This window comes from Deltaproteobacteria bacterium (assembly GCA_003696105.1).
In the GTDB taxonomy this organism is placed as follows: Bacteria; Myxococcota_A; Polyangia; order Haliangiales; family J016; genus J016.
Window position 1 is genome coordinate 1 of record RFGE01000107.1, and the last position, 12,393, is coordinate 12,393.

General features: G+C 71.1%; 12 protein-coding genes. 8 read left to right on the forward strand and 4 right to left on the reverse strand.

The window, feature by feature from the left end:
- The first annotated feature begins 23 nt into the window (after positions 1–23).
- A complete protein-coding gene (locus tag D6689_07325; protein RMH42708.1) occupies positions 24–1,463 on the forward strand; it encodes a hypothetical protein in 1,440 nt (479 codons plus the stop codon).
- A 138-nt stretch (positions 1,464–1,601) separates the two neighbouring features.
- Here the strand turns inward: D6689_07325 and D6689_07330 are convergent, their stop codons facing one another.
- The 3 genes from D6689_07330 to D6689_07340 are packed head-to-tail and all read right to left on the reverse strand — an operon-like array spanning position 1,602 to position 4,293.
- Positions 1,602–3,479: a long-chain-acyl-CoA synthetase gene (locus tag D6689_07330; protein RMH42718.1), complete on the reverse strand. Its 1,878-nt coding sequence runs from the start codon at positions 3,477–3,479 to the stop codon at positions 1,602–1,604.
- A gap of 32 nt (positions 3,480–3,511) precedes the next feature.
- Entirely contained in the window at positions 3,512–3,889 is a 378-nt protein-coding gene (locus tag D6689_07335) for a hypothetical protein (GenBank protein ID RMH42709.1), read from the reverse strand.
- 11 nt (positions 3,890–3,900) lie between these two features.
- A complete protein-coding gene (locus tag D6689_07340; GenBank protein RMH42710.1) occupies positions 3,901–4,293 on the reverse strand; it encodes a hypothetical protein in 393 nt (130 codons plus the stop codon).
- A 124-nt stretch (positions 4,294–4,417) separates the two neighbouring features.
- Here D6689_07340 and D6689_07345 point away from each other — a divergent pair, with 124 nt between their 5' ends.
- From D6689_07345 to D6689_07355, 3 genes are read left to right on the forward strand one after another with little or no spacing between them, the layout of a single operon-like run.
- The gene (locus tag D6689_07345; GenBank protein ID RMH42711.1) at positions 4,418–6,229 is read left to right on the forward strand and encodes a GNAT family N-acetyltransferase; all 1,812 of its coding nucleotides are present in this window, start codon (positions 4,418–4,420) and stop codon (positions 6,227–6,229) included.
- A complete protein-coding gene (locus tag D6689_07350) occupies positions 6,226–7,044 on the forward strand; it encodes an inositol monophosphatase (GenBank protein RMH42712.1) in 819 nt (272 codons plus the stop codon). The genes D6689_07345 and D6689_07350 overlap by 4 nt, the downstream gene beginning before the upstream one ends.
- Positions 7,031–8,317, forward strand: a complete 1,287-nt coding sequence (locus D6689_07355; GenBank protein ID RMH42713.1) for an aminopeptidase P family protein — start codon at positions 7,031–7,033, stop codon at positions 8,315–8,317. The genes D6689_07350 and D6689_07355 overlap by 14 nt, the downstream gene beginning before the upstream one ends.
- A gap of 368 nt (positions 8,318–8,685) precedes the next feature.
- On the opposite strand, the gene D6689_07360 is transcribed toward D6689_07355, so the two are convergent.
- A complete protein-coding gene (locus tag D6689_07360) occupies positions 8,686–9,075 on the reverse strand; it encodes a hypothetical protein (GenBank protein ID RMH42714.1) in 390 nt (129 codons plus the stop codon).
- A 27-nt stretch (positions 9,076–9,102) separates the two neighbouring features.
- On the opposite strand from D6689_07360, the gene D6689_07365 reads away from it, so the two are divergent.
- The 4 genes from D6689_07365 to D6689_07380 all read left to right on the forward strand — a co-directional run.
- Positions 9,103–10,695 carry a hypothetical protein gene (locus tag D6689_07365; protein RMH42715.1) on the forward strand — a complete coding sequence of 531 codons (1,593 nt, stop codon included), beginning with the start codon at positions 9,103–9,105 and terminating at the stop codon, positions 10,693–10,695.
- Positions 10,692–11,189, forward strand: a complete 498-nt coding sequence (locus tag D6689_07370; GenBank protein ID RMH42716.1) for a hypothetical protein — start codon at positions 10,692–10,694, stop codon at positions 11,187–11,189. The genes D6689_07365 and D6689_07370 overlap by 4 nt, the downstream gene beginning before the upstream one ends.
- On the forward strand, positions 11,185–12,165 hold the full coding sequence (locus D6689_07375) for a UPF0365 family protein (protein RMH42719.1): 981 nt from the start codon (positions 11,185–11,187) through the stop codon (positions 12,163–12,165). The genes D6689_07370 and D6689_07375 overlap by 5 nt, the downstream gene beginning before the upstream one ends.
- Before the next feature lie 22 nt (positions 12,166–12,187).
- Positions 12,188–12,393, forward strand: a 206-nt coding sequence (locus D6689_07380; GenBank protein ID RMH42717.1) for a hypothetical protein, incomplete at its 3' end; no start/stop codon positions are given.

Below are 12,393 nucleotides of genomic sequence, written 5' to 3' on the forward strand. Positions count from 1 at the left end.
AGCCACCACACCATGTCGCGAGTATGCCGCCGCGGGCGCGCCGGCGCACGCGGCGGCATACTCGCGCGCCGTGCCGCCGCCGGCGACCTGTCGGGCCTCGGTCGCACGGGGCCGCGGGGGCGGGGCGGGCGCGGCGTAACGTCGCTTACCGGCGAGTCGACAAGCCCCCGATGGCTACTCGGCTAGCCGGCGCGTCCGACGCCTCGTCGCGTGATTCCGCAAACTTGCAAACGCCCGAGGCGGTACGCAGCTTGCTGGTCGGCCGGGCGGAGCTGACCCCTTTCAACCAGTCGGGAGGACCTATCATGCGGTATGGACGAATCATGGCCGTTGCGGCGGCGTGGCTGTTGTCTGCGAACGCGGCGTGCGACAGCGCGAGCGACGGCGAGTTGCCGGCGGAGCGCGGGGCGCTCGGCAAGGCCGATCTGGTCGGCAGCTGCTACGAGGCGGGCCAGTCGCGCTGTGGCGGCCCGTCGTCGGGCACCTGCTGGTGCGACGACCTGTGTACGACCTACGGCGACTGCTGCGACGACTATCAGGCCGTCTGCAAGCCGACGTGGTGCGGCGGATTCGCGAACCTGTCGTGCCCGGACGGCCTCGAGTGCGTCGACTACCCCTACGACACCTGTGACCCGGCGGCCGGCGGGGCCGACTGCATCGGTCACTGCGTGGAGCCGACGCAGCCGACGTGCGGCGGATTCGCGAACCTGCCGTGCCCGGACGGCCTCGAGTGCGTCGACGACCCGAACGACGACTGCGATCCGGCGGCGGGCGGAGCCGACTGCGCGGGCATCTGCGTGGAGCCGACGCAGCCGACGTGCATCAAGACGGGGTGCTCGGGGCAGATCTGCGCGGCCGAGCCGACCGTGTCCACCTGTGAGTGGCTGCCGTGGTACGCATGCTTCAAGACGGCGACCTGCGAGGTTCAGGACACCGGCGAGTGCGGCTTCACGATGACGCCCGAACTCAAGGCGTGCCTCGCGGCCAACGGCGGCCCGGTCCCGGGGCCGTCGTGCCAGGGCAGCTGCGGCGGCCAGAGCGCCGACGGCGGCTGCTGGTGCGACGAACTGTGCAGCTACTACGGCGACTGCTGCGACGACTACGAATCCGTGTGCTCGGGGGACGCATGCGACGCGCGCACCGGCGGCGCGTTCGTCACCTTCGAGGCGTGCGGCGAGTCGGTGACGGTGTGGGTGACCGACGATGCGTTCATCGACGAGGCGAAGAGCAAGCTCGACGGCGGCCAGCCGCGCGTGCCGGTGTTCCAACTCGCCGACGGAGCCGACTGCGACGCGGCGTGGAGCTGGCACGTGGAGCCGACCGCGTCGTGGGCCGACGTGACGATCGAGGTGTGCGACGCCTGTCCGTCGTACGTCGAGAGCCACAAGGCCGACTTCCTGTCCCTCGGGCAGTGGTGCCCGTGGGGCGTCGACAAGGTCGTGGCGGTCGACGACCGCCGCTGACCGCGCCGCGCACGGCGGAGGCGCGGGGCTCGGACGCGATTCGCGCGCCGGGCGCCCGCGCCGGCCGCCGGACGCGATTCGCGCGCCGTGCCGCCCCCGGCGGCACGGGACGGCGGGGCCGATGCCGGGCGCCCGGGCCTAAAACGGGTATTCGCCCGCCTGGATGTTCTTGAAGATGTCCGGCGTCACCCGAACGTAGGCGTTCGTCTTCGGCAACATGACGAACGTCGGCTCGCCGGTCTGTGCCGGATCGTAGCCCTGGTTTTTGAGGTCGCCTTTTTTCTGCTTGAACGTGGACGTCGTGTCGAGGGCAGGGCGGAACCGCAAGAACACCGGGATGGCGTACGGCGGCAGCTGTTCGTGCATATGGCGGACGAACCCGGCGAAGTCGAACTCGTCGACCGGCACGTTCGCCACGATGGCGGCCATGCCGGCGCGCCCCTCGCACCGCGGAATCTCCACGCCGTAGACGGTGGCCTCGTCGACCTGTGGAAACTGGTTGATGACTTCGGCGACCTCGTTCGTGGACACGTTTTCCGACTTCCACCGGAACGTGTCGCCGACGCGGTCGACGAACTGAGCGTGGCGGAACCCGAGGTCGCGCAACAGGTCGCCCGAGTTGAACCACACGTCGCCCTGGCGAAACGCGTTGCGCAGCAGCTTCTTTTCGCTGGCCTCCGGGTCGGTGTAGCCGTCGAACGCGTACTTGTCCGTGACCTCGCCGATGAGCAGGCCGACGCCGCCCCGCGGCACCCGGCGCAAGAACCCGTCGGGTCCGCGGACCGGCTCGTCCCGGTCGACGTCGTACTCCACGATCGCGTACGGCGCCGGGCAAAAGCCGACGGTGCAGTCGAGATTGAACGCGTTGACGAACGCGATGTTGCCCTCGCTGGCGGCATAGAACTCGTACACCTCGTCGATGCCAAACCGGCGCTTGAATGCCTTCCAGATGTCCGGCCGCAGTCCGTTGCCGACGATCTTGGTGACCGGGTTGTCCGCGTCGTCCGGCCTGGCCGGCTGGTTCATCAGATAGCGGCACAGTTCGCCGATGTAGCAAAAGCAGGTCGCGTGATAGTGGCGGACGTCGTCCCAGAACTTCGACGCGCTGAACTTGCGCCGCATCACGAGCGCGGCGCCCGACACCGCCGCCGAACTCCAGCCGACGGTGAGCGCATTGTTGTGATAGAACGGCAGCGGCACGTACATCACGTCCGTGGGCCGCATGTCGAGGGCGAGCAGGCCGAACGCCGCCGATGCCTTGACCCAGCGGAAGTGGCTCATGATCGACGCTTTGGGCAGCCCGGTGGTCCCCGACGTGTAGATGTAGAAACACGGGTCGCCCAGGGTCACGCGCGCCATCGCCGCCGGCGTGGTGGCCGGCGCGCGGTCGAGCGCGTCGCGCGCGTCGATCGCGTCGCGCGGCGCGTCGCATCGGTCGTCCTCGGGAATCCACATCACGCGGTCGGCGGTGGCGTGGGGGAGCGGCGCGCGCACCTCCGCAAATGCGTCGTACAGCTCCGCGCCGATCACGTACGCCTTGGCGTTGCACAGGCTGAAGCTGTGCGCGAGCACCTTCTTGCGCTGGTTGGTATTGATCACCGCGGCGATCGCGCCGAGCTTGACCGCGCCGGCGACGGCCAGCAGCATCTCGGGGCGGTTTTCGACGAAGATCGCGACCGCGTCCCCCTTGCCGATGCCGAGGTTCGCGAGCGCGTTCGCGTAGCGGTTGGACAACTCGTGCAGCTCGCGGTGGGTGTAGCGGCGGTCGAGGTACAGCAGCGCCGGCGCGTCCGGTCGCTCGCGGGCGTTGCGCTCGAGGTAGGTGCCGATCGACAGCACTTCGGACTTGTCGGACTTGCTGATGATTTGCAGCCCGCGGCGCAGCGTCGGCAGCTTGCGGCGCAGCAGTCGCAGCGTGTCCGCGACCCGGTCAGGATGGTGCGCGAGCAGCTCGGCGAGTTCTCTGGTGGCGGACGCCAGCGACGTGAGGCGAGCCGTGATGCCGTCGTTCGTCATCTCCATCTCCTGTGCCCGCTGCCGGGCCGTCGTTACACGATCTCGATGACGCCGTCGTCGATGCTCTGCAGCAGGGCCCAGCGCTCGTCAGCCGACAGGCGCTCGACGCGATCGAAAAACGCCTTCATCTCGCGCGTCTCCCCCTGGAACTCGACCGCGAAGCCGAGTTCGCCGCGGTTTTCGATCACGAAGCCGACCGCCTCGCAGGCGACGCCGTCGGGGCTGGTGAAGGCGAACCGCACCGTTTGGCCGACCGCCGCGCGGGCGGGGGTGGCGCAAAACAGCCCCGAGCGCGACAGGCTCGACACCACGCCGCGGACTCCGTCCGCCGGTGCTCTCTTGGCGGCGACGTGCAGCGCGACGTGAAGCAGCGTCTCGTGGCGGGGCGCGCGGCGGCGGTTGGACGTCATCTGCCTCGACGTTAGAGCGCGGCTTCGGTTCCGGTCAACGACGCGAAGTACTCGCTGAGCGCGAGCAGATCGTCGACGCCGAGTTCGTGAAACTTGACCCCGAGGCCGGGTTCCTCGGTCGTGCCGTCCGACCGCCAGCGGACCTCGGCCGCGACGACGATGGGGCGGTCCGAGGTGGGGACGTGGAGGACCAGCCGCAACTCGGTCCCCGGCGGGAACGCCCGGTCGGTCGCGATGAAGGCTCCACCGACGCCAATATTGCGCGTAAACGCGCGGATCGGTTCGGCTTCCCGGTCGGCGGCGACGAACAACTCGAGCTCGACGCGGCGGCCGGGCCGCGACCGCCCGCGAAAGTGGGTTCTACGTTCTTTTTTGGCCGACTCGCTCACGCGGCATGCCCCCAGCCCGGATGCGAGTCAGTGTACCGGCCCGGGGCGGGCTGGAGCAAACGGGTTTGACGCGGCGAGGTGTGCTCGGTAGCCTGCCCCGGCCGTGAAGTTCCATCTCATAGGAGCCGGCGGCACCGGCATGGGTGCGCTCGCGGGGCTGTTGTGTGAGGCAGGCCACGAGGTTCGCGGTTCCGACCGCGCGCCGCTGTACCCGCCGATGCGGGACCAGATCGCGGCGCTCGGCGTGCCCGTGGCGATCGGGTTTGCCCCGGAGAACCTGGACTGGGGACCGGACGTCGTGGTGGTCGGCAATACGCTGTCGCGCGACAACGTCGAGGTGGTCGAGGCACAGCGGCGAGGGCTGCCGCTCACCTCGTTTCCCGCGTGCATCGAGGACCAGTTTTTGGCCGACCGGCGCGCGCTCGTCGTCGCCGGGACGCACGGCAAGACGACGACCACGTCGTTGGTCGCGAACATCCTGATCGAGGCCGGGCGCGATCCGTCGTACTTCGTCGGCGGCGTGCCGATCGGCTACGGCCGCGGGTGGCGGCTCGGCGGCGGGCGCGATTTCGTCCTCGAAGGCGACGAGTACGACAGCGCGTTCTTCGACAAGGGGTCGAAGTTCCTCCACTACAAGCCGGCGATCGCGATCCTCACCTCGGTCGAACTCGACCACGTGGACATCTTTTCGTCGCTCGACGACGTGCGCGCCGCGTTTCGCGCGTTCGTCGGCCTGCTGCCGGCCGACGGCGTGCTGATCGTGGGCGCGTCGTCGCCCGAGGCCGTCGCGATCGCAGCGGCCGCGCCCTGCAAGGTGGACACGTATGCGTTCGAGGGGCGGGCGGCGGCGGACACGCCGGTGACCTGGCTCGGCTCCGACCTCGAAGTGCTCAAGGGCGGCCGCTGCGCATTCCAGGTCGCGCGCAACGGCGAGCCGTTCGTCCACGTCGAGACCAACCTGTTCGGGCCGCACAACTGCGAGAACATCCTCGCGGCGATCGCGATGGCCCACGCCGTCGGCGTCGACCCGGAGACGATCCGGCGAGCCGTCGCCAGCTTCGCCGGTGTCCGGCGGCGCCAGGAAGTGCGCGGCATCGCCCAGGGGACGTTCATCATCGACGACTACGCGCACCATCCGACGGCGATCGCCGAGACGTTGCGGGCGCTGCGCCAGCGGTTTCCGCGCCGCCGGCTGCTCGCCGTCTACGAGCCGCGGACGGCGACGTCGCGCCGCAAGACGTTCCAGCGCGAGTACGCGGATGCCCTGGCACTGGCCGACATGGCGGTGATCGGGCGCCTGTACGATCCGTCCAAGATCCCCGCCGACCAGCGCTTCGACCCGGAGCGCCTCGCGGCCGACCTGCACCGCAAGGGGACGACGGCGGCCTACATCGAAGACGTCGACGCCATCGTCGACTGGGTGCAGGATCAGGCGCGGCCGGGCGACGTCGTCGCCGTGCTCAGCTCCGGGTCGTTCGACGGGCTGCACGACAAGCTGCTGGCGGCGTTCGGCGATGCGGTGATGCCCGCGCAGTTCGGCGACATCGCCGCCATCCGCCGCTTGCTCGACCGCGTCGGCCTCGACTCGGCCGACTTGCGCGACGACGACTACAAGAACTTCCTCGTGCTGCGCAACGAGGCGGGGATCGTCGGCTGCATCGGGCTCGAGATCTACGGCGAGGATGCGATCCTGCGGTCGCTCGCGGTGCATCCGGGCCACCGCGGTCAGGGGTACGGCTGGATCCTGGCCGACACGGAGGTTCAGTACGCGCGCCACCGCGGCGTGCGCCGGATTTATCTCGTGTCGCCCGAGACGGCGAGCGACTTCTTCGCGGAGAAGCTCGGCTTCCGCATCGTCGACGTCGCGACCGTGTCGCCGGCCGTCGCCGAGTCGTCGACTTTCCGCAATTTCCGCGGAAAGAGCCCGCGGACGATGCGGCTGGACCTGTGACCGAGGCGGCTGACGCGCTGGACATCGCGCGCGAGGTGGCGCGTGCGGCCGCGGACCTCCTGCGGGGCGTCGACGACGTCGGCAAGGTGCGCACGAAGTCGTCGTTCAAGGACCTCGTCACCGAGTGGGACACGCGCGCGGAAGAGGCGATCGTGCGGCGCCTCGAGACGCTGGCGCCGGACGTGCCACGCCTGGCGGAGGAGAGCGGCGCGGCGGGCGACGTCGACGCGGGCCGTCGCTGGGTGATCGATCCGATCGACGGCACCGTGAACTTTGCTCACGGCATCCCGTTTTGGGCCGTGGCGATCTCGTTTGAGGTCGACGGCGATCCGGTGTGCGGCGTCGTCCACGCGCCCGCGCTCGGATGGGAGTTTTTCGCGAGCGCCGGCGGCGGCGCGTACCGCAACGGCGAGCGCGTTCGGGTGTCCGCGGTGGACGACCTGCGCCAAGCGGTCCTCGCGACCGGCTTCCCGTACGACCGCGGCACCGCCCGGTGGGCCAACTTTCGCGAGTGGGAGCACATGCAGCGGACGGCGGGCGCGTGCCGCCGCATGGGCTGTGCGTCGCTCGACCTCGCGATGGTGGCGTGTGGCATGGTCGATGGGTTCTGGGAGGCGCGACTGCGCGCGTGGGATCTGTCCGCCGGCGCTGTGCTCGTCCGCGAGGCGGGCGGCGTCGTGACCTCGCTCACGGGCGGCCGGTTCGCGTCGGCTTCCGGGGAGGCGGTGGCGTCCAACGGTGCTATTCATCAACAGATCGTGGAGGAACTCGGCACCGTGTTCGCCCGCTACGGAGGCCCGCATGACGACACGTAGTTGCATCGTCTCCTTTTTGACGGCGGCGGCCGCGGCCGCGCTCGCGATGGCGCCGGCCGCGGCTGCACCAGCCCAACCGGGGGCGACTCGCCCGCGTATCGACCTCGATGCGGTTCAGGGGTTGTTGGCCGTGCAACGTCTGGATGGTTGGCTGCTCTACGACTTCCGCGGCCAGAACCCGATCGCGCAAGAACTCGTCAGCCCGGAGGGGCACCAGACCCGACGCTGGTTCTATTTCATTCCGGCCGAAGGCCAGCCGGTCGCGCTGGTCCACAAGATCGAGGCGGCCAACTTTGCGCGCGTGCCCGGCCGCAAGATCGAGTACGCCGGTTGGCGCGAACTCGACGCTGGCTTGCGCGAACTGTTGCGCGGCTCGCGCAAGGTCGCGATGGAGTACTCACCGCAGGGGGCGATCCCCGCGCTGTCGCGGGTCGACGCCGGGACGTTCGAGCGCGTGCGCCGCGTCGGCGGCGTCAAGATCGTGTCGTCGGCCGACCTGGTGCAGTACACGAAAGCGATCTGGGGCGACGCGGGGCGCAAGGCGCACGCGGTCGCCGTGCATCATCTAGTGCAAATCCGCAAGGAAGCGTTGGCGTGGCTCGCCCGGGAGGTTCGCGCCGGGCGCGACGTGACCGAGTGGGATCTACAACAGCGCATGTACCGCGCATACGCTGTGCGCGGGCTCGAGGGGGAGCCGCCGATCGTCGCGGTGAACGCCAACGCGGCCGACCCACACTACTACCCGACGCGCGAGGCGGCCGCGCACATCCGCGAAGGCGACCTCCTGCTCGTGGACATGTGGGCCAAGAGCCTCGACGTCGACCGCGGCATCTACGCGGACATGACGTGGATGGCGTACGTCGGCTCCGACGTGCCGAACCGGTACGTGCGGGCATTCGAGGTCGTCGCCAAGGCGCGCGATGCGACGGTGGCGTTCATCGATGGGCGGATCAAGCGACGCCGCGTCGTGCGCGGCTACGAGGCCGACCAGCAGGCGCGCTCGATCGTGGCGGCCGCCGGGTTCGGCGACAAGTTCATCCATCGCACCGGTCACTCGATCGACACGGACGTACACGGCGCGGGTGCGCACCTCGACGACTACGAGACGCACGACACGCGACCGCTCGTGCGCGGCGCCGGGTTCTCGGTCGAGCCCGGGATCTACGTGCGCGGGGACTTCGGCGTGCGCTCGGAGATCGACGTGTACGTCGGCGCGCGGGGCGTCGAGGTCACGACTCCCGTTCAGCGCGAGATCGAGGCGCTGCTGCGCTGACGCGGGCGCCCGGGCCCGGTCGATCGCGTCGCGACGCCGCGGGCGCGCGCCCGCGCGGCCGCGCGGCCCGGCGGCCGCGCGGCGCGCGGGTCACTGCGCGCCGCCGTCGCGGCCGCGCTACTTGTCGTCGCGTGCGCGCGCGTCGCGCTGGCGGTATGCGGCTCGGCGCAGCAGCGCGACGATCGTGACGGCGCCGCCGACGCCGACGACGGCGTGAACGAGCTGGGTCCAACTTTCCATGAGTATCCTCCGTGTCGAACATTCGCGGGGTGCGGGCGCGCGGCCGGCGCCGCGCGCGAACTGGCGGCGCAGCGGCAGCGCCACCTCGGTGCGGGGAACGTCGTGCCGGCGAGGCCGGCGCGGTCGCTTCAACCCGCGCGCGCGATCGGGGGAGGAACGGGCACCCGCAAGACGGCGCGGGGCGGACGGCGGACCACGGCCGGTGCGTGCGGCGCGGCGGCCGCCGGCGGCGCCGGCAGCGCGATGCGGTGCGGCGCGACGTCATCGGCGGAGCCGTCCAGGTCGTCGGCGGCCGGCAGCGGGGCGCCGTCTATCGGCGCGAGCGCGCCCGACGGCGCGGTGACGGCGGCAACGGGATCGACATCACCGGCAGCCGGCGCCGCGACCGGGGCCGTCGCGGTCCACGACGCGATCAGCGCCGCGAGCCCGGCGATGGCGATCCGCAGCGTCGGCATCTCGATAGCGTAGCAGGTCGCGCGGGCCGGCGCCGCGTGGTTCCGCCGATTGTGCGCCGCCACGGCTGCAAAGTTTGCTACATACACGCCGTGAGGAAGTCGTGGTGGATCGCGGGCGCGCTGCTCGCGCTGCTCGCGCCGTCGTCCGGCGGCGCCGCGGCGGCACCGGCCGCCGGCCCGCCGGGGGACGAGGGGACGAAGCCGCGGGCGCTGCCGCCGGGGGAGGTCGCTCCGGTCGAGTCGCCACGCGCCGCCGGCGGTCGGGAGCCGGCGGCCGGCCGCCCGGCGGAGGGCGCGGCCGGGGACGCCGGCGCTCGCGCCGACGGCGTCGCGCCGCCCGGGCCGTTTCCGCTGCCCGACAACCTGCCGGACCGCGCGCGGTTCGTCGTCGTGAAACTGCACGACGAGGTCAGCCTCGGCATGGCCGCGTTCATCGAGCGGGTCACCGGCGCGCTCGAACCCGGCGACGTTCTCGTGCTCGACATCAACACGTTCGGCGGCCGCGTCGACGCAGCCGTCGCGATCCGGGACGCGCTGTTGCACGCCGAGGACCGCGGCGCGCGCGTGGTCGCCTACGTCAACCCGCGCGCGATCTCGGCAGGCGCCCTGATCTCCCTCGCGGCCGACGTCATCGTCGTGTCGCCCGGGTCGACGATCGGCGCCGCGACGCCGGTGCAGGTCGGCCAGGGCGGCGACATGCAGCCGGTCGGCGAGAAGGTCGTGTCGTACATGCGCCAGGAGATGCGCGCGACCGCCGAGGCGCGCGGCCGCAACGGCGACATCGCCGAGGCGATGGTCGATCCGGACGCGGAGGTGCCCGGGCTCGACGAAAAGGGCAAGACGCTCACGCTCGACGGCAAGCTCGCGCTCGACTGGGGCATCGCCAGCTTCGAGGCCAAGCACCTCGACGACGTGTTCGCGGGGCTCGGCTACGGCGGCGACGATAGGCCGTACACCGTGATCCGCAAGTCGTGGAGCTGGGCCGAAAAGCTGGCCGGCTGGCTGTCGAGTTCGACGATCTCCGCCGTGCTCATGTCGCTCGGCATGCTCGGCATCATGATCGGCCTGTACACCGGCGGCTCGCCGATCGCGCTCGGACTCGGCGGCACGTGTCTCGCGCTGTTCTTCTTCGGCCACCACGTCGTCGACCTGGCCGGCATCGAGGACGTGTTGCTGTTCCTGGCCGGCGTCGGGCTCATCGTCGTCGAGTTCGTCGTGCCCGGCCACATCGTATTCGGCGTCGCCGGGTTGTTGCTCGTGCTCGTGTCGCTATTTCTGGGGCTCATCGACTTCGACAAGGTCGACTTCGCGGTCCAGTGGGAGGCCGGCTACGTGTCGCGCGCGCTGTCGACCGTGTTCGGGTCGATTCTCGCCACCGTCGCGCTGGCCGTGGCGGCGTTCAAGTTCTTGCCGGACACGCGGCTCGGCCGCGGCTTGATGCTCGATGCGCGCATCGACGCGCGCGCCGCCGACCGCGCGGGCGACGCGGCGGAGGCGTTGGTCGGAGCGGTCGGCACGGCCGCCACGGACTTGCGCCCCGCCGGGAAGGTGGCGATCGCCGGCAAGCGGTACGACGCCCGCGCGGAGACCGGCTACATCGAGGCCGGTACGCCGGTGCAGGTCGTGCGGCGCGAATCGTTTTACGTGGTGGTCCGCCCGCGGCGCGACGGGGAGGTGGCATGACGGCTGCACTGGTCGTGATCGGTCTCATGGTGCTCGGGCTCGCACTCCTCGCGATCGAGGTATTCGTCATCCCCGGGTTTGGCGTCGTCGGCGTCCTCGGCGCCGCGGCGATGATCGGCTCGGTGTGGTTCGCGTATCACGAGCTGTCGCCGGCGTCGGCGGCGGTCGCCGTGGTGGCGGGCGCGTGCGCCGGCGGTGTGTTGTTGTGGTTGTTTCCGAGAACGTCGGCGGGCAGGGCGATGGTGCTCGAGTCGGCGACGACCGGGCGGGCGGCGCGGCCGACCCTCGCGCGTCTCACGGGGCGCGAGGGCGTCGCGGTGAGCGATCTGCGGCCGTCCGGCACCGCGGAGATCGACGGGGCGCCGGTCGACGTCATCACCGACGGACAGTACGTCGAGCGCGGCACGAAAATCCGGGTCGCGCGCGTCGAGGGAGCGCGCGTGGTGGTAGAACCGCTGGCGCAAACGGAGGAATGCAGTGGGAACGACGATTGATCTGAATTGGCCCCTGATCGTCGGCGGCGGCGCGGCCGTCCTGTTCGTCATCTTGATCCTGTACATGGTGCCGGTACGGCTGTGGATCGCGGCGAAGGCGACGGCCGCCGGCGTGAGCATGCTCACGATGATCGCCATGCGCCTGCGCCGCGTGCCGCCGGACGTGGTCGTCGGCGCGCGGATCAGCGCGGTCAAGGCCGGGCTCGACGTGCCGATCGATTGGATCGAGGCGCACTACCTCGCCGGCGGGCGCGTCAACAACGTGATCAACGCGCTGATCTCTGCCGACAAGGCCAACATGGATCTCGACTTCCAGCGGGCGGCGGCGATCGACCTGGCCGGCCGCGACGTGTTCGAGGCGGTGCAGATGTCGGTGAACCCGCGCGTCATCGAGACGCCGAAGGTGTCGGCCGTGGCCAAGGACGGCATCCAGTTGCTGTGCATCGCACGGGTCACGGTCCGCACGAACCTCGACCGGCTGGTCGGCGGCGCCGGCGAGGCGACGGTGCTCGCGCGCGTCGGCGAGGGCGTCGTGTCCACGATCGGCTCCGCGGACAAGTACGAGCAGGTCCTCGAGAATCCCGACACGATCTCCAAGACCGTGCTCGCCAAGGGCTTGGATGCCGGCACCGCGTTCGAGATCTTGTCGGTCGACATCGCCGACGTGGACGTGGGCGCGAACGTCGGCGCGAAGCTGCAGGCCGAGCAGGCCGAGGCCGACAAGCAGGTCGCGCAGGCCCGCGCCGAGGCGCGGCGCGCGCAGGCCGTCGCGCTCGAGCAGGAGAACAAGGCCAAGATCGCCGAGATGAAGGCGAAGCTGGTCGAGGCGGAGGCGCAGGTGCCGCTGGCGATGGCCGAGGCCCTGCGCGCCGGCCGGCTCGGCGTGATGGACTACTACAACATGAAGAACCTGATGGCCGACACGGAGATGCGCCAGTCGCTGAGCACACCCGGCGGCGGCGAGCCGAAGGCGTAGCCCGGTGGCGGACGTTCGACGCGTGCTGTCGCGCGCGTGGCGCGACCCGCGGCTGCTCGCGCGCGCGCTCGTGATCGGCGACGCGGTCGGCGAGCGTCGAGCGCGGTGGCCCGCGATGCTGCGGCGTGCGCCGGCGCCCGGGCCGCCGGCGGGGGCGGGCGGCCCGGCGAGCGGCGCGGCCGGGGAGGCGAGCGGCGCGGCCGGGGAGGCGAGCGGCGCGGCCGGGGA

Coding starts and splice junctions, on each gene's coding strand:
- D6689_07325 (RMH42708.1), top strand. CDS start 24: ATGCCGCCGCGGGCGCGCCGGCGCACGCGGCGGCATACTCGCGCGCCG.
- D6689_07355 (RMH42713.1), top strand. CDS start 7,031: ATGACGACACGTAGTTGCATCGTCTCCTTTTTGACGGCGGCGGCCGCG.
- D6689_07370 (RMH42716.1), top strand. CDS start 10,692: ATGACGGCTGCACTGGTCGTGATCGGTCTCATGGTGCTCGGGCTCGCA.
- D6689_07330 (RMH42718.1), bottom strand. CDS start 3,479: ATGACGAACGACGGCATCACGGCTCGCCTCACGTCGCTGGCGTCCGCC.
- D6689_07335 (RMH42709.1), bottom strand. CDS start 3,889: ATGACGTCCAACCGCCGCCGCGCGCCCCGCCACGAGACGCTGCTTCAC.
- D6689_07345 (RMH42711.1), top strand. CDS start 4,418: ATGGGTGCGCTCGCGGGGCTGTTGTGTGAGGCAGGCCACGAGGTTCGC.